The sequence below is a fragment of the Actinomadura chokoriensis genome, assembly GCF_039529475.1.
GTDB lineage: Bacteria > Actinomycetota > Actinomycetes > Streptosporangiales > Streptosporangiaceae > Spirillospora > Spirillospora bangladeshensis.
On sequence record NZ_BAAAMW010000008.1, the window covers coordinates 49,013 to 65,640 of the forward strand.

Sequence of the window (16,628 nt, forward strand, 5' to 3'; positions counted from 1 at the left end):
CGAACAGTGGCTGGACTAACTGCACGCGGCCGGCGTCGACCCGTGGCAAGGTGCGGCGCGCGGACGCCGACGCCCTGCGTCGGCGCAGCGTCCGGCGGACCTGCTCGATGGCGGAATCGACGGCCGGTTCGGTCAGCACGTGCTGATGGCCGAGACTCATGAGAGTTCACCCTGGCTTGCGGCGGCTGGTGCGGGTCTGCGACGCAGCAACTAGTCATCAGCAGCCACCGAGGGTGCGGGGTGGCCAGAAATCACGCGCAGAACCACTTTGGTCCGCTCGCCGAGCAAGGCGGCATGAACGCCTGGCTTTCGTGCAGTCGACAGTCGAGACGCCGACTGCACGAGAGACCGCCTGTACTGGGAGTGTTAGTTGCTCGTTGGGATTTGCATGGCGGTGAGGGTGTCGGTGACCAGGTGCAGGCCTGGGCGGGAGGTAGAGGTTTCGGCTGCGATCTGGCGGGCGAGGGGAGGGTCGATCATGGCTTGCATGCGGTTCATCATGGCTTCCATGCGCGCCAACATCGCTTCCTGCGGATCTGGCTGCTTGGTCTCGTAGCCCAGCAGCACGTTCATCGTGGTTGCCGCGGTCTCGCTTTCTTCGGCTAGCGCCCACACATAGTGGGTGGTGGATGTCAGGTCGTTGTGGCCCAGCCGGGCCTGAACGTCCGGCAGTGGGACATCGTGTGCCAGCAGCAGGGAGGCGTGGGAATGGCGCAACTGGTACGGGGTCACATCGACACCGATGGCCTTGCGGGCCGGGATCCAGATGGTGCTCCATTCGCTGGACGCCAGGTAGTCGTTGCCGTCCCGGCGGACCCGCCGGCGGGCGACCTTGCCCTTGCGTGCCATCGCCTCCACTCGATATGCAGACCGGTAGTCCCGGTAGGCCTGCACGCACGGGCCGCACCTGCAACCGTGCTTGCGGTAAGTGCTGATCTTGGTGTGGGTGACCCGTGCACCGGTGACAGGTGAGATGAAGGTGGTCTTCGCGGCGGCCTGCATCTCCTCTTCGGTGCAGCGTGGCAGGTTGACCCAGGCCGTGTCCGGCATGAACAAGCGCACCGGGAAGATTAGATCCCCGGGTTTCATTCCGTGTTCTTGGACGTGGGTTCGGATCTTCTCGACCAGCGGCCTGCCGACCTTGAATCGGCGGTGCTCGCCGTTCTTGGTGTAGGGGCGGGTCACGAACCGGCCGCCGGTCGGGTGGAACTGCTTCGCCACCTCCACAGTCGATCGGCAGACCTTCAGCATGCCGGTGTCGTAGTCCAGGTCTCCCTCCTGGAAGGAGATCGCCTCACAGAAGCGGACTCCGGTGGAGATGATGTACTCGGCGAACAGCCGGTGCGCCGGCAACGGCAACTTGCTGCACAACTCCCAGAACACCGTCTCGTTGATCACTTTGATGTTCTTGTGCACGGATTGCTTGCCGACGTTCAGTCCTCTGACCGGGTTGTCGCTGCGGTAGCCCAGCAGGATCGAAAGGCCGATCATCGCCGAAAGCAACGTTCGGCAGGCCCGTCGCGTGTTCACCGTCCGCTCTGCCTCGGCCAACCAGGTGAAGTACTGGATGGCGCGGGCGGAGTCGATCGTCGCCACCCTGTCGGCCTTCAGGTACGGGCGGACATGGTTGATCCATGTTCCAAAGTAGGTCTGCATGGTGTTCGGCTCGACCCGATGATGCCGCTGGAAGATCGGCCAGAACTCCTCGAAGGTCATCGCGCGCCTCTGCGCCAGCGTCATCTCACCTAGGACGCCGTTCTTGCTCCTGTTCTGCTCCCGGCGCGCCGCGGTCAGCGCTTCCAGCTCGTCGTCGTAGGTACCGGCCGACCGGGGCACCCCGGTCGTGTCGTAGTACATCCCCGTGTACCGGGTCGCCCCGGTGCGCTTGCTGACCTTCCTGGCTACGTACGGTTGCCGCATCAACTCCCCCTCTCAACCGGAGAACGAGTTAGCGAATCGGCTAGCGGACTGTCTGAGACAGCTCCGTATCAGCCACCCCTGCGCGTGATTAAAAGATATGTCTACCTGCGATTATATCTTAAAATCAACCACTCGGCTGAGTCTGGGAGGGCTCGGGCAACGTCGCGGCACTCGATCTCCTGCGTGCGATCCTGCGGGAGCCGCAGACCCTGGACGCGTTCTTCGACGAGGTCGAGCTCGCCCGAGGAGCCGACAAGCGCCTCGACGCCGCCGTCCAGGACACCAAGGACGCCTTCGCCGACACCGCGACGATCGAGTTCCGCGCCCGCCGCGTGGCCGAGCGCCTGGCCCTGATCCTCCAAGCATCACTGCTGGTCAGGCACGGCCACCCGACCGTCGCCGACGCCTTCTGCGCCACCCGCCTGGCCGGCGACTGGGGCGCCGCCTACGGCACCCTCCCCCCGGGCCTCGACCTGGCCCCGATCATCGACCGCGCCACCCCTAAACTCGGCTGATGGGCGTGTCCACCTTCCCGTTCACCATGTTCGGCGACGAGTGGGCCGAGCAGACCCTGGGCGCCATCACCGCCGTGCCCAGCCGGGGCGACACCGTCATCGGCAACGACGTGTGGTTCGGCTACCAGGCCACCGTCATGCCCGGCGTACGGATCGGCGACGGAGCCATCATCGCCGCCGGCGCGATCGTCACCGCCGGCGTACCGCCCTACACCATCGTCGGCGGCAACCCAGCACGCCCGCACCGCCCGCAAAGGCGCGACCATGGCGTGGAACTGCTCTGGGGTCATGCCGGCCATGGCCGGGTATTCGTGCTTGACCAAATTGTGAACCTGCCGACCGAATTCTGCGCGGGCCTCAAGCTCGGGACGCACCTTGACACGGGTGGAGATCTTCTTCGAGAAGGTCCGGGTGCACCCGGCGGCGCGCAACGCCACGAGCCGGCTGTCGAATTCGTGGCCCCGGTGGAACGGAGTACGCGACCGATCCGGAGCGGCAGCGCCGCGGGGGATCTCGGCGGCGGGCACCGGCGACGGCGCCCGGCATTGCGCGCCGGGTCGGCGCCCGGGCGGGACGGGCACCTCGAGTGGGTCGGACGGTGTGGTCCTGGGCGGCAACCTGGCCCTAGCGGCAGGGCGAGCGGGAGGACGGCATTGTCCGGTGGAAAAGCGGCTTTCAGCCGTTTACAGGCCCGGTGCAGTCGAACCCGCGCGGTACCGTTGCGGGTGCCCAGCACCGCCGCCGCCTCAGCCAGGATCAGGCCGTCCAGATCGACCGGTTCGATGACACTGCGCAGCCGCTCGGGCAGCGCGGAGAGCGTCGCATACAAGGCGCGCGCCTCTCGCTAGGCGTGGATCTGCTCTTCCAGCCAGACGATGTCGTCGCCGTCCAGGTAGCGATGGCCTCCCGCTCTGTGCTGTTTGCTCTTCTTGGCAAGAGAGCCTCGTCGCGTTACATCCCACCGACCCTTCCTGTGCCGGCGTTGCGGACGCGAAGCTCGGAACGGGCGGTTGCCAAGGATCGCGGGCGGCGGCTCTACCGGGCGAAGCTTCGACTCCGCCGCCAGGTCGCCCACACCCACCACGGCACTCTCTACATCACCGACACACCCCCAGAATCACCCTGCCCGTCCGGCCTGCCATGCCAGCCGCCGCTCGCGCGTGAACCTTCTCGCGGTCGGCTGGCAAAGAGGGGTGTTGGTGCCAGCGATCCAGGGAGGGCCGGTATGTGAAGAGTGACGCCATGACCGCTGTCGGGGCGGTCGCGTCCACCAGTGACGCCGAGGAGATCGAGCGATCTCGGCAGGAGCCTGAGCGGTTCGCCGTGCTGTTCGACCGGTACGGCGCGCGTTTGCATCGGTATGCGGCGCGCAGGCTTGGGGACGGAGAGGCCGACGACATCGTCGCTGAGACGTTCCTGGTGGCGTTCCGGCAGCGGGAGGGATACGACCTCGGCCGTTCCGAGGCGCTGCCATGGCTGTACGGGATCGCCTCCAATCTCATCCGGAGGCATAGGCGCGCCGAGATGAGCCGCTATCGGACGTTCGTGCGTACCGGGGTGCTGCTGGACGCGGCCGACGGTGTCGCCGAGCAGGCGGTCGAACGGGCGAGCGCCCAGATGAGCGGGCGTCGGCTCGCCCGGGCGATCGCGGGGTTGGCGGCCCGCGACCGGGACGTGCTGCTGCTGGTGGCGTGGGCTGATCTGTCCTATGAGCAGGTCGCCGACGCCCTGGGGCTTCCGGTGGGGACGGTGCGGTCCCGGCTGAACCGAGCCCGGAAAAAGGTGAGGCAGGAGTTCGATGGAGTGAATCCGACCTCCGTCCATGATCGGAATGAGGACATCGATGATGAATGACCTGCGTGAGGTAGGGAAGTTGTGGAGCGAGGCCGGCGAGCCCGGACCCGCCAGGCTGGCCGCCGTCCGGCAGCGGTTTCTGCAGGAGACGCGGTCGGAGGAACGGCCGGGCGGTCTCGGTACGCGCCGACCGTGGCGGGCGTGGGGAGTCCGGACGGCGACGGCGGGCGGACTGGTCGCGGCGGTGACCGCGGGCACCCTCGTGCTGGTGGGCGGGAGCGGTCCCGGTTCGGCACCGGCCGACGCCGCCGAGCTGCTCACCCTGGCCGCCCAGGCGGCAGGGGACGGACAGGTCACGGACCCGCGTCCAGGCCAGTTCGCCTACCGGGAGTCAGTCGCGCTGGAGCTCTCGACCGGCAGCGGGGGCTCCTGGTTCCGAAAGGTGCGCTACCAGGAGTGGCGGCGGGCCGACGGCAGAGTCCCGGTCTACCGCCGGACCACGCTGCTGGGGCTCGTGCCGCTGCCGGGTGAGAAGGTGCCCGCCAAGGCATGGGAGCTCGCGCGTGTCAGCACGGGCGGCAGGTTCCTGCCGTGCGCCTCTCGGCCCACTGAGCCGAACGCGCCGTACGCCGTGCACAAGGAACTGCCCACCGACCCGGCGCGGCTGCGCGGCGCCCTGGCCGCCGGAGTGGACGCCGGGCAGCGAGCGGAACTCTCCGAGGACCAGGCCGTGTGGATCAACCTCACGGCACTGGCCTCCGCGCAGCCGCCGCCCAAGGTCCAGGCGGCACTGTTCACGGTCGCCCGCCAGATCCAGGGCACGCGCCTGTCCGGCCGCACGACCGACGCCGCCGGGCGTCCGGGCCTCGCGGTGACCTTCGACACCCGGCCCGGCGAGCGCGAGGAGCTGATCTTCGACGCGAAGACCTACCGCTTCCTCGGCTGGCGCGGCACGGCGGCGGGCACCGGCGACACCTCACCCGCCGCGACCACGACCGCGGACGTCGCCGTGACCAAGACCGCAATCGTCGACGGTCTCCCGGCTGGGGTCTCCACGCCCGGACACACCTGCCCAGACGAATCCGGCGACTGACCGACCAGATGCAGGGCCGTGTGAGCCTCCTGGCGCCCACACGGCCCTGCCGGTCCATGCGGTGGCCGGTCCGTGGCGTTTCGCGGCCGGACGATGGTGCGGGCGATCAACCTGTCCAGCAAGACGATCGCCGAACTCATCCCGTGCGTCGTCGACGGCCGCGCCACGCCCGAACTGCTCGACCGGCCGGCCGTCCAGCGCGATGACATCGACCGGCAGATCGCCGACCTGACCGACACCCGCAACGGGCTCGACTCAGTCGTCACCGGCGCCGGCACCACCATGCTCACCGGCCGGTCCTGCCGCCCCCGGCAGGACCGGCAAACCTCAAATCGAGGCTGAGGAACTCAGCGGTACCCCGAGACGGGCAGGCGGCGATGGGCCAGCAGCCAGGCGGTGGTGCGCTCGATCTTCCACCGGATGTCCCGGAGCTCCGCGCGCGCCTCGTTCCGATCCATAACAGCGGGGTTATCGATCAGTTTACGAAATCCCCGTTGATCAAGAACGGCGTCCTGATGGAGGGTGGGACCCGTCCAATGAGCCCGGGCAGCCGCTCCCGCCCTGCCACCCCGGGCCTTTGCGGCACCGACCGATCTACGAAGGACTCTGCTTGTCTCCCGACCCGACCACCGTCCACCCGCTGCCGGCCCACGACCGGGTGGTGTTCCTCAAGCCGCTGGTCACCTCGCCGACGATCGCCGTGGGCGAGTACACCTACTACGACGACCCCGACCACGCGACCGACTTCGAGCACCGCAACGTGCTCTACGCCTACGGCCCCGAACGGCTGATCATCGGCCGGTACTGCGCGATCGCCTCCGGGACCAGGTTCCTGATGGCCGGCGCCGAGCACCCGACCATGGGCGTGTCCACCTTCCCGTTCACCATGTTCGGCGGCCCCTGGGCCGAGCAGACTCTGGACGTCATCACCGCCATGCCCAGCCGGGGCGACACCGTCATCGGCAACGACGTGTGGTTCGGCTACCAGTCCACCGTCATGCCCGGCGTACGGATCGGCGACGGAGCCATCATCGCCGCCGGCGCCGTCGTCACCGCCGACGTACCGCCCTACACCATCGTGGGCGGCAACCCGGCCCGCGAGATCCGGCGGCGCTTCGATGACGCCGACGTGGACCGGCTGCGCCGCGCCGCCTGGTGGGACTGGCCCGCCGACCTGGTCACCCAGCACGCCCGCACCATCATGACCGGCACCCCCGCCGACATCGAACGCATCGCCCTCCACCACCGACACGCGGAAGACCATTGACCATCCAAGAACACGTCGTAGCCGACCGCAGTGACGGCCCGTACGCGATCACCACGGGACCGGACAACGCCTTGTGGTTCACCCTCGTCCACAGCGGACACATCGGCCGGCTCGTCCCCGGACGGCAGCCCACCACCCATCGCCTCGATCCGGCGTGCGGGCCGACGATCATCACGACCGGGCCGGACGGGGCCCTGTGGTTCACCGAATACCAGGCGCACCGGATCGGCCGGATCACCACCGACGGCACGATCTCGGAGTTTCCGCTGCCAACGCCCGGCTGCGGCCCGTTCGGCATCGCCGCCGGGCCTGACGGGGCGCTGTGGTTCACCGAGACCGCCGCCGACCGGATCGGACGGATCACCACCGAGGGGCGGGTCAGCGAGTTCCCGCTCCCCGTCACCGGCGCATTCCCCTCCGCGATCACCGCCGGAGCGGACGGCGGGATGTGGTTCACCCTGAACCAGGCCAACGCGATCGGGCGGATCGGCATGGACGGAACGATCGCCGTTCATCCCCTGCCGACCGAAGCCGCCGCGCCGGTGGGCATCGCCGCCGGGCCTGACGGGGCGCTGTGGTTCGTCGAGATCGCCGCCGGGCAGATCGGCCGGATGACCGCCGACGGACGGGTGACCGAGTTCCCGCTCCCCGACCGGACGGCCCGGCCGCACGCCATCACGCCCGGTCCCGGCGGTGACCTCTGGTTCACCGAGTGGGGCGGCAACCGCGTCGGCTCCATCACCGCCGATGGCATGATCCAGGTGCACGACCTGCCCACTCCCGGATCGGAACCCCACGGCATCACCCTCGGCCCGGACGGCGCTCTGTGGGCGGCACTGGAAACCGGCGCCCTCGCCCGCATCACCCGCTGAACAGGGGTCAGGCGCGTCACGCTCAACCGCACCCATCGCCGCCGCCGTGGACCGCAACGAATCGGCAGTTCTTCCGAGGACTTCCCCGAACTCCGCCATGCGCACGACGACCACCGGCGCGCATCGAGCACCGAAGACCCTGCGGGCCACGCCACCGAACTTCCGCCTTCAACTTCTGAACCGCCGGATCTCAGGAAAGGACCTCATGACACCGCAGACGACCTTCGACGCGGGTGCAGAATTCGATCGGCAGGTTGACAACCTGGTCGAGCACGAATACCCCGCGATGGCGGGCATGGCCCCGGAGCAGTTCCACGCCCTGGTCGCGCCTTTGCGGGCGGTCGCCGTGAACGCCGGGAACCTCGTCCACGAGCCCGATGCGGGCCGACTGCCCTTCCTGCTCGTGGTGAAACATCAGGTCGTCCCGATCGAGCAGATGATGCCGCGAACCACCCTGCACGGAAAGGCCAAGGCCGGTTTCGTCGACCATTCCTTCGAGCCCGGATCCATTGAACGCTTCGTCCCGATCAAGGAGACCGACCTCCCCGACCAGCCGATATACCTGCTGTTCGGCATCGAGCGCGGCGAGGAGTTCTGCGGCGCCGTCCCCAACGACGCCATGGACACCATCCGCGACCGGGGACGGACCCTGCTCACCATCGAGGAGGGCATAGCCATGACGACCCAGTTCCCGGAGGTCCTGGTCAAGAACAAATGCTACTCCCTGGGCGGCTCACGCTGCGGCGACCGCCGCGTCCCGGCGATATGGATCAGCAAGAACGCCCCCAAACTCGGCTGGTGCTGGGAACGCAACCCCCACACCTGGCTCGGCATGGCCTCCGCCGCCCACCGCGCCGGCGTTTGAGAGGGACGGAAGCCAGGCATGAGCACAGGGACCAGTGCCCATGGGCTCCACCTGCGGGATGGGGAAATTCAAGCGCCATGGAGAACTGAGCATCGGGCCAGTCGACCTTCTTGACCTCGGGCTCGTTTCAGCCAGCACCTGTCGGACTGGCCTTAATGTGCAGGAGCCCTACGGCTCAGCCATGTGGTAGTGCACCACTCGCCCTTTGCTTGGGCCGCTTGTCATGGTGCGGCAGGTGTCGTTACGGTCGGGGCCTGAGACGCCGCGCGATGCTCCGATTCGGGGAGGCGGACGTCTGCGGCGGTGGGGCTCGCCGTACCCGAACCGCGGTGCCGCTGTGGGGCTCCGCCAACAGTCCCTACTCGGTTTCCTTTGTGTGCCTGGTAGGAGAGCCCATGCCCCGCAACAGCACTTCTGGCCGCACCGGTGATGCTTCGGGCCCCGGAACCGAGCGGCCGACTTCCGGATCGGTCGCGGCGTTGTCACCGTGGCGGTTCGTCGTGGTCTTCGGTGTGGTCAGCCTGCTCGCGGACGTTGTCTACGAGGGGGCCCGCTCGATCACCGGTCCGTTTCTGGGATCGCTGGGCGCCGGCGCCGTCCTCGTCGGGGTGGTGACGGGTGCCGGTGAGGCGGCGGGCCTGGTTCTTCGGCTGGTGAGCGGCCCGGCCGCGGAGCGGTCGGGCCGGTATTGGGGCTGGACGATCGCCGGGTACGGGCTGACGGTGGTGGCGGTGCCCGCGCTGGCGCTGCCGGTCGGGCTGGCCGGGGCGTCCGCGCTCGTGATCGCCGAACGGATCGGGAAGGCGGCGCGGAGCCCGGCCAAGGACACGCTGCTCTCGCATGCCGGCAGCCCGATGGGCCGCGGGACGGCGTTCGCGGTGCACGAGGCGCTGGACCAGACGGGCGCGTTCGCGGGACCGCTGCTGGTCGCGGCGGCCGTCGCGTGGCACGGGTACGGCGCCGGCTTCGGGGTCCTGACACTTCCCGGAGTGGCGGTCCTGGTCGTTCTCGTGTGGCTGGCCCGCCGCGTCCCCGACCCGTCGCTCTACGAGGACGACGCTGGGCGGTCAGGCGCAGAGGCTCCGGCGGCAACCTCTGTTGCGGCGGTGCGGGCGGGTTCTCCACTGGCGGGACTGGGCCGGGTCTTCTGGCGGTATGCGGTGTTCTCGGCCGTGACGATGGCAGGGTTCGCCACGTTCGGCCTGATCGGTTTCCATCTGGTCGACGCGGACGTGGTCAGTCCGCAGACGGTGCCTTTGGTATACGCCGGGGCGATGGCGGCCGACGCGGTGGCGGCGCTGGTGACGGGCCGGTTGTTCGACCGGTGGGGGTTGCGGGTCTTGGTGGTGCTGCCGGTACTGGCCGGGGCAGGCACCGCGCTGGCGTTCACCGGTTCACCGGCCCCGGCGCTGGCGGGCGCGGGATTGTGGGGCGCGGCGATGGGCGTGCAGGAATCGACGATGCGGGCGGCGGTCGCCGATCTCGTCCCGGCCCCGCGTCGGCCGACGGCCTACGGAGTCTTCGCCGCCGCCTACGGGATCGCCTGGCTGGCCGGCGGAGCGGGGCTCGGCGCGCTTTACGGGCACGCGCCGGCCGCGCTGGCTCCGACCGTGCTGAGTGTGCAGGCACTGGCGCTGACCGCGCTGTGGTGGGTTGTGTCGCCGGCCGAGCCCACCGGGAGGACGACGGGCTGACGGGGATTCAGACGTCCGAGGAACATGCACGGCGGCCCGCAGGCCGCCGTGCCACGACACGAGATGGTCAGAAAGGGAAAGCGCTCATGGAGGCGATCGGAATTGGCGACGCGTTTGCGCTGACCCGCGCCCGTGTATTCCGGCGCACCGAGATCCTCGTGGTCAGGGCTTGCGCGCCACCGCTCCGAAGGCGTCGATCGGCACCGCGATCCCGTCGGGACGCCACTGGGTGATCGGGACGAGGCCCGGGTCGACCATCTCCAGCCCCGCGAAACACCGGGTGAGCTGCTCGGGGCTGCGCAGGACGTAGGGAACGCCGCCGCTCTCGACGAGAGTCTCGGCGCCGTCCACGACCTCACTGCCGGTGTCGGTGCCGTCCCACAGCACCAGGTGGCTGCCGGACGGGACCACCTCCATCATGCGCCCGACGATGGCGCGCACCACGGACAGATCGGGTTCGTAGCCGAGCACACCCATGAACATCACGGCCACCGGCTCCCGGAAGTCGAGGGCGTCACCGGCGGCGGCGAGGATCCGGTCCGGGTCGTGGTAGTCGGCGTCGACGTAGGTGGTCACGCCCTCACTGGTGAGACTGCCCAACAGCGCACGGGCATGCGCCAGCACCAGCGGGTCGTTGTCCACATAGACCACCCGGGCGTCGGGGGCGATGCCCTCGGCGACCTGGTGGGTGTTCTGCATCGTGGGCAGCCCCGTCCCGACATCGATGAACTGGCGGATACCGCACTCTCCCGCCAGGAAACGCACCACGCGGATGAGGAACTGCCGGGACTGCCGCGCCATCGTGACGATCTGTGGATAGACCTCCGCGACCGCGTCTCCCGCGGCGCGGTCGGCGGCGTAGTTGTCCTTGCCGCCCATCCAGTAGTTCCAGATCCGTGCCGCATGCGGCACACCGTTGTCGAGGGCGGTGAGGTCGGTGGGGTCGGTCATGGGGGGAAGTCCCTCCTCGCTGGGGGAAGCGAGCATCCTGCAGAACTTTGCGATCAGGTCAAACCTAGTTCGTCACGCCCGAGCCCGGGGGCTTGTCGACCGCTCGCGCATGTTTTGTGACCTGGCGCCTTCCGGCAGACATCCTGGCGTTCCCCCGTCAGGCCCCCGGGCCGCAGTCCGCTGCTGAGAACCGCCTGCGACCCGGTCCTCCTCCCCGGCCCCTGCCTTGGCCAGCCGCGGCGAACGGCACGGCCATGGCCTGGTGTCGGGCGGCGCCGTGTTTTTTGTCGCGAGCCTCGCCCATCGTCTGTACCCCGGGGGCCGACCGTGGGTTTACAAACGCACTGCCCGGCGTGGTCGCAGGTTAGTGAGGCCGGCCTTGCCGGGACGTGTGTCGCGGATGTGTTGAACACATTCGCAGACGTCAACTCAGGGTTGAAGTCAACCGCTGCGCCGCCGTTTGGAGGCGGGGACTCCGTAGCCGGGCTTCGGCTTCGGCGTCATGTCCTGCTGTTTGCCCCGGTGGATGCCCTCGAGGCGCTCCGCGTGATGGTGGGGCTCGTGCGCCGGCCGGGTGTGGTCCTGCTTGGAGGCACCGGTGGTCCCCTGCTCCGCGCTCGGTGAGGATCCGGCGGCCCGTGCCTCCCGAGCCTTCTGCCGGCGCTGGGTCTCGTTGCCCTCCATCTTCTTGCGTACCATGGCTCCCCCTGGCCTGGTCAGGTTTCGAACTCAACGCCACTTACCCGTGAAATCACAGGTCAACCGTTCAATACGGACTCTCCGCCTCGTGGCTCCGCGTCCGATCGACCTGGCCTCGACGCGGACACCGCCGGCGCCACGGGCATCGAGCAGCCCTGAAGTCGGCGCGGTAGGGGGTGCTGGACGCCGGTACAGGCGAGATCGGCGGCGTCTTGCGCGGATCCGGGATGGTGAGCTGGCTGCCATCGCCAGCTTCCCGCGGAAGGGAGCCGAAGCCGCCCTACTCGGCAGCTTCAGCGGCTTTAAGTCAGCGATTTCCAGGATCCGGGATTAGGCGATAAATGCCCTACCGAGGCTTGGTCCCACGTGCGCTTGCTGAACCGAAACACAGCCGGTCCGCGAATCATGGGTTGAGACCGAGCTTTCCCTGGGCCAACAGGTCGCATTCTCTTCCGGTGCTCGGCGGCCCTTGACGATCCGGGCGCATGGGGCGCAGGGTATGCCGCACAGGGATCCCCGGAACCCTGGATGACGAGGAACTCAACATGGAGTGTGACATGGCGCCTGAGCGCCGGCCATTGGGCTGTGGCATGCGAGGATCGTTTCGCTTGTCCGGGCAGATGGGCCGGTAGTGGGGGTACGTCTCCCAGCGCGGCGGCCCGGGAGTGTCTCCCGCCGGCCGCGGCATTCTCGGAACGCGTCGAGGCGTGCCTGGTCGCCTGTCCGCAGACCCCTGATCGTTCTTGCGGCCATGACCGTCCTGGCCATCTGCCTCCTGCTGTCGGTGATGTCCCAGGGACAGGACGACAGGTCCACGGCTGCGACGGTGATTCCGCCGGCACCGTCGCCGACCTCGCCGAGCGAGGTGACCGTCTCTGGGAGCCCTGAGCCGGAGCCGACGCGTTCCCCCGAGCCGAGTCATTCTGCGTCGTCCTCGCCCCGTCCGACGCCATCCGCTGCTGCTCCAGTGACGACGGCTGAGATAACCCGTCCGGAGAACGGTGACCGACTCCGCGAAGACCGCGATTTCGAGGTCGAAGGCAGTGTCCGCAACCTGGGCAAGGAGGACCTGCGTCTCTTTATCTATGCGGAAAAGCGATCCACGTTCTATCTGGCCGACTACCGCGCAGAAGACGTCCACGACGGGCGGTGGTCCATCCGCTCCACCGGTATCGGACGCGAGTTCGGGCGTGAAGGCGATTCCCATCTCGTCCTGGCGGTGACCGCAGACGGGGCCTGCCGGCAGCGACTGAGCGGCCTGGACACCGGCGATGATCACTACCCCTCGTTCTCTGCGCTACCGCGGGGTTGCAAGGTCCGGGCTCAGATACGCGTCATCGAAGAGTGACCGGCAGATGGTGACGACGGGCTGCCCTCAGGGTTTCCGGCCGACGGCTCCGAGCAACCAGCGCGTGTGGGGCCGGGATACCCCGGAGGGGCGCCAGTCCGGCGGAGACACCAGACCCGGTTCCAGAAGGTCGAATCCATCGAAGAATTGGCTCGTTCTCGTCCGCCCGCGCATGGTGACCGGGATGCCGACTTCTTCGCCAATACGCACGTACGTGGCCACCTGGTCGGCCGGCTGCTCCTCCCCGCTGAGATCCGAGTACACCAGGTGGCTGCCGGGTGCCATGGCCTCGCGATAGCCGGCGATGATGCGGTTTGGGTCCTCCTCATCGCCGATGAGGTGCAGTACCGCGATCAGCAGGACGCCGATCGGCCGGTCGAAATCCAGGCGCGCAGCGATCTCGGGATGCCCGAGAACGCCCGCCGGATCTCGGATGTCCGCCTGAACAGCGGTGGCGGCGGTGGCCTTGGACGACAACAGGGCCAGAAAGTGCGTGACCGCGACAGCATCAATGTCGACATAAACCACCGGGGCCTGTGGGTCCCTGGCGTGGACGATGTCGTGGACATTGTTGCGGACGGGCATGCCGCAGCCGAGTTCGAGGAACTGCCGGACGCCCGCGTCCAGCAGCGTCTCAAGGGCGCGGACGCGGAAGCGGTGCCACTCGGACAGCAGGTAGCGCGTCTCTTCCAGCGCGTCAGCCAGTTTCAGCGCGGCGGTTCGATCAGCCGCGAAGTTGTCTTTGCCGCCAAGAGCGAAGTCGCACAGGCGCGCGTCATTCGCCCTGGTCGCGTCCACGTCGCGCGGCAGTCCGGCGCCTGTGTCCATCCACTCTCCGATCCCGTGCCGACTTCGCCTTGAGCGGGCACCCGCTGCCCTGGCCTCCTCCTGCGACGATTCCATCGTGGCGGGCCGTTCCGTGCGGTCCATACGCGACCCGGCACGGCCGTAGACCAGCGCATACTGGCCAATGTCGGGTCTCTACGACCGTAGCATTCCGGCGGCGTGACGTTTAGCCGAAGCCCAATCTTCCAGCCATCTGCGCGCGAAGCCGAGCCGTCCGCCTCCTCACCCGAACACGGCCTCACAAACGATCGTATGGTGGAATTGGACTGCCCGCCGCCGCGCTTCTTGGAACGGAACATGGGCCAGTCGACACGCGCGACAGGTGCGGCTGTCTATGTGAACGAGGCTGAATATGGGCTCGCCGGCACCCATTTACCGGGAGCGGCTCCCTGTCAGTCGGCCAGCAAGCACGTATTAGCGCAAGAGATCCTGGGGTCGACGCTGCCGCGCCGGCTGTCACGGGCGGTGACTGGCCCGAAGGCCCCGTCCCGAAGACGGCGGAGTCGAGAGGGACGGGGCCTCGCAGCGCCACCCGTGGTGCTGTCCAGCGGGCGGCACCTGTCCGTCGGCGGCTTTCGGGAGGAGGGCCACCGATGTTCCGTCAGCGTCGTCCCACCCGGATGTGTCACACCTGGTTCTGGGCGGCGACCACCACCATCGCGCCGTCCGACGCCATCGGCGTCGCCCAGCTCCCGAGATTCCTCTGGGTGCTGCCGGCGCTATACGCGGGCGGGTCTTGGTGCGGGTGACGACCCCGGTGCGGGTACTGGCGCACGGGACGATGCCACGCACGCCGCTAGCGGTCCGGAAACATGCCTTCGCCGAGACCGGCGATGAGATCGGGGGCGTACCCGGCGCGGAGGAGGGGGGCGACCACGTCGCGGTGGAGGTCGGGCAGGTATCCGAACAGGACGTCGGCCGGCCCGGTGATCTCGACGTCCCCGAGGGCGGCGGGCAGCAGCAGCGTCTCGGCGCGGCCGAGTTCCTCGTAGGAGCCCCCGGCCCGCACGCGCACCGGGGCGCCGAGGTTGGACAGGATCTGGGCGGTGGCGAAGGAGTGCCGCAGTGGTTCCGCCGTCCCGGCGCGCCAGCGTTCGAGGACGAAGTGCGGGCCCGCGCACAGGAGGACGCGCTCCACACCGTCGCCGGCCGCGATCTTCAGACCGGGCCCGAAGTCGGGTCTGGCCTGGGGTTTCACCTCGCGCATGAACATGTCGAGGTTGGCGGCGAACGCGTCCTCCCCGATCGGGGAGCCGTCCTGCATGTCCCAGGGCATCACGTGCTGCTGGATGTCGGAGGTCTGCTCGATCTCGTAGACCAGCGTGCCCGGACCGAAACTGTGCGGCGTGCCGCCGGGCACGTAGATCGTCTCCCCCGCCCTCACCGGCAGGCGGCGCAGCACCCGGTCGAAGTCCTGCGCCTGGAGCGCCGCGCGCAACTGCTCCGCGGTCACCCCGTCCTTGACCCCGCACAGGGCCGTCGCGCCCGGGACGGCGTCCAGAATGTGCCAGGCCTCGGTCTTGCCGTTGCGCCGGCCCTCGAGCCGCCGGGCGGTCGCGTCGTCGGCGTGCAGGTGCACCGGCAGGGCGCCGCTCGCGTCGATGAACTTGGTCAGCACCGGGAAGTACTCCCCCGACCACCCGGCGCCCATCAGTTCCTCGGGGTGGTCGGTGACGATCCGGCGCAGCGGTTGGCCGGCCAGCGGGCCGTTGGTCACCGCGCCGCCGGCGCCGTCGACGTCGCTGCACTCCCACGTCTCCCCCAGGCACCAGTCGGGGAGGCCGCCCTTGCCCAGGCGGCGGGCGATCGCGTGCCCGCCGAACACCAGGGGCCTGGCCGTGACGGTGAGCCGCAGCGGGTACAGCGCCGCCCCGCCGGTCACAGGATCGGCCGGCCGCCGGTGACGGCGATCCGGGCGCCGGAGACGTAACTGGCCTCGTCGGACGCGAGCATCACGTAGACCGGGGCCAGTTCCGCAGGTTGGCCGGGCCGTCCCAGCGGGACGTCCTCGCCGAAATGCTCGACCTGGTCCGCCGGCATGGTCGCCGGGATCAGCGGCGTCCAGACCGGTCCGGGCGCGACGCTGTTGGCGCGGATGCCCCGCGGGCCGAGCATCTGCGCCAGCGAGCCGGCCATGTTCGCGACGCCGGCCTTGGTGACGTTGTAGGCGAGCAGCTGCGGCGGCGGGCTGTCGGAGTTCACCGACGTGGAGCCGATGATCGCCGACCCGGGGCGCATGTGCGGGACGGCGGCCTTGGCCAGATGGAAGAAGGCGCTGATGTTGATCGCCAGCGTGCGGTCCCACTCGTCATCGGGGATGTCCTCGATGGAGTCCCGCGTCATCTGGAACGCGGCGTTGTCGACGAGGACGTCCACCCGCCCGAACTCCTGCACGGCCCTGGCGATGATCGCCCGGCAGTGCGCCGGGTCGGCCACGTCGCCGGCCATCAGCACGCACCTGCGGCCGGCGTCCTCGACCCATCGCCTGGTCTCGGACGCGTCCTCGTGCTCGTCGAGGTACGAGACCAGCACGTCGGCTCCCTCGCGGGCGAAGGCGATCGCCACCGCGCGTCCGATGCCGCTGTCCCCACCGGTGATGACCGCCGCCTTGCCGGCCAGCCGGCCGGAACCGCGGTAGCTCTCCTCACCGTGGTCGGGCCTGGGCTCCATGTCGGCGGTGACGCCGGGAGGAGTCTGCTGCTGGGCGGGCTGGGACATCGATCTCTCCAGTGGACGGCCGGGCCGATCAGGCTGAACGGCTCGG

At 69.1% G+C, this 16,628-nt stretch carries 16 protein-coding genes and 1 pseudogene; 10 read left to right on the forward strand and 7 right to left on the reverse strand.

The features are described from left to right. Nucleotides 1–366: 366 nt before the first annotated feature. The gene (locus tag ABFX46_RS19000) at nt 367–1,920 is read right to left on the reverse strand and encodes a tyrosine-type recombinase/integrase (RefSeq protein ID WP_346043786.1); all 1,554 of its coding nucleotides are present in this window, start codon (nt 1,918–1,920) and stop codon (nt 367–369) included. Between the two features lie 332 nt (nt 1,921–2,252). Between ABFX46_RS19000 and ABFX46_RS19005 the strand changes: the two genes are divergently transcribed. After that, a complete protein-coding gene (locus tag ABFX46_RS19005; RefSeq protein WP_346043787.1) occupies nt 2,253–2,435 on the forward strand; it encodes a hypothetical protein in 183 nt (60 codons plus the stop codon). A 26-nt stretch (nt 2,436–2,461) separates the two neighbouring features. Next, nucleotides 2,462–2,620 (forward strand): annotated as a pseudogene (locus ABFX46_RS43535) (DapH/DapD/GlmU-related protein); the annotation flags it as partial. A 101-nt stretch (nt 2,621–2,721) separates the two neighbouring features. Here the strand turns inward: ABFX46_RS43535 and ABFX46_RS43540 are convergent. Then, nucleotides 2,722–3,264, reverse strand: a complete 543-nt coding sequence (locus ABFX46_RS43540) for an RNA polymerase sigma factor (protein WP_428831288.1) — start codon at nt 3,262–3,264, stop codon at nt 2,722–2,724. A gap of 413 nt (nt 3,265–3,677) precedes the next feature. On the opposite strand from ABFX46_RS43540, the gene ABFX46_RS19015 reads away from it, so the two are divergent. From ABFX46_RS19015 to ABFX46_RS19045, 7 genes are all read left to right on the forward strand, one after another. After that, entirely contained in the window at nt 3,678–4,289 is a 612-nt protein-coding gene (locus tag ABFX46_RS19015) for an RNA polymerase sigma factor (protein WP_346043789.1), read from the forward strand. Further along, nucleotides 4,279–5,322, forward strand: coding sequence for a CU044_5270 family protein (locus ABFX46_RS19020; protein WP_346043790.1), 1,044 nt, complete (start codon nt 4,279–4,281; stop codon nt 5,320–5,322). The genes ABFX46_RS19015 and ABFX46_RS19020 overlap by 11 nt, the downstream gene beginning before the upstream one ends. 72 nt (nt 5,323–5,394) lie before the next feature. Beyond that, entirely contained in the window at nt 5,395–5,664 is a 270-nt protein-coding gene (locus ABFX46_RS19025) for a MerR family transcriptional regulator (protein WP_346043791.1), read from the forward strand. Between the two features lie 268 nt (nt 5,665–5,932). Then, entirely contained in the window at nt 5,933–6,589 is a 657-nt protein-coding gene (locus ABFX46_RS19030) for a CatB-related O-acetyltransferase (RefSeq protein ID WP_346043792.1), read from the forward strand. Nucleotides 6,590–6,591: 2 nt separating this feature from the next. Further along, nucleotides 6,592–7,461 carry a Vgb family protein gene (locus ABFX46_RS19035; RefSeq protein ID WP_428831289.1) on the forward strand — a complete coding sequence of 290 codons (870 nt, stop codon included), beginning with the start codon at nt 6,592–6,594 and terminating at the stop codon, nt 7,459–7,461. 205 nt (nt 7,462–7,666) lie between these two features. After that, a complete protein-coding gene (locus tag ABFX46_RS19040) occupies nt 7,667–8,326 on the forward strand; it encodes a DUF5701 family protein (protein WP_346043794.1) in 660 nt (219 codons plus the stop codon). Between the two features lie 395 nt (nt 8,327–8,721). Beyond that, on the forward strand, nt 8,722–10,020 hold the full coding sequence (locus ABFX46_RS19045) for an MFS transporter (RefSeq protein WP_346043795.1): 1,299 nt from the start codon (nt 8,722–8,724) through the stop codon (nt 10,018–10,020). Nucleotides 10,021–10,182: 162 nt separating this feature from the next. On the opposite strand, the gene ABFX46_RS19050 is transcribed toward ABFX46_RS19045, so the two are convergent. Both ABFX46_RS19050 and ABFX46_RS19055 read right to left on the reverse strand, forming a co-directional pair. Then, nucleotides 10,183–10,971, reverse strand: a complete 789-nt coding sequence (locus ABFX46_RS19050; protein ID WP_346043796.1) for an SAM-dependent methyltransferase — start codon at nt 10,969–10,971, stop codon at nt 10,183–10,185. A gap of 441 nt (nt 10,972–11,412) precedes the next feature. Next, the gene (locus ABFX46_RS19055; protein WP_346043797.1) at nt 11,413–11,670 is read right to left on the reverse strand and encodes a hypothetical protein; all 258 of its coding nucleotides are present in this window, start codon (nt 11,668–11,670) and stop codon (nt 11,413–11,415) included. Between the two features lie 967 nt (nt 11,671–12,637). Between ABFX46_RS19055 and ABFX46_RS19060 the strand changes: the two genes are divergently transcribed. Further along, nucleotides 12,638–13,018, forward strand: a complete 381-nt coding sequence (locus tag ABFX46_RS19060) for a hypothetical protein (RefSeq protein ID WP_346043798.1) — start codon at nt 12,638–12,640, stop codon at nt 13,016–13,018. 27 nt (nt 13,019–13,045) lie between these two features. Here ABFX46_RS19060 and ABFX46_RS19065 read toward each other — a convergent pair whose 3' ends face one another. The 3 genes from ABFX46_RS19065 to ABFX46_RS19075 all read right to left on the reverse strand — a co-directional run bounded on the left by ABFX46_RS19065 (nt 13,046) and on the right by ABFX46_RS19075 (nt 16,582). Beyond that, a complete protein-coding gene (locus tag ABFX46_RS19065) occupies nt 13,046–13,846 on the reverse strand; it encodes an SAM-dependent methyltransferase (protein ID WP_346043799.1) in 801 nt (266 codons plus the stop codon). Between the two features lie 814 nt (nt 13,847–14,660). Next, nucleotides 14,661–15,746, reverse strand: coding sequence for a class I mannose-6-phosphate isomerase (locus ABFX46_RS19070; RefSeq protein ID WP_346043800.1), 1,086 nt, complete (start codon nt 15,744–15,746; stop codon nt 14,661–14,663). Next, on the reverse strand, nt 15,743–16,582 hold the full coding sequence (locus tag ABFX46_RS19075; protein ID WP_346043802.1) for an SDR family oxidoreductase: 840 nt from the start codon (nt 16,580–16,582) through the stop codon (nt 15,743–15,745). The genes ABFX46_RS19070 and ABFX46_RS19075 overlap by 4 nt, the downstream gene beginning before the upstream one ends. Between the last annotated feature and the right edge of the window lie 46 nt (nt 16,583–16,628).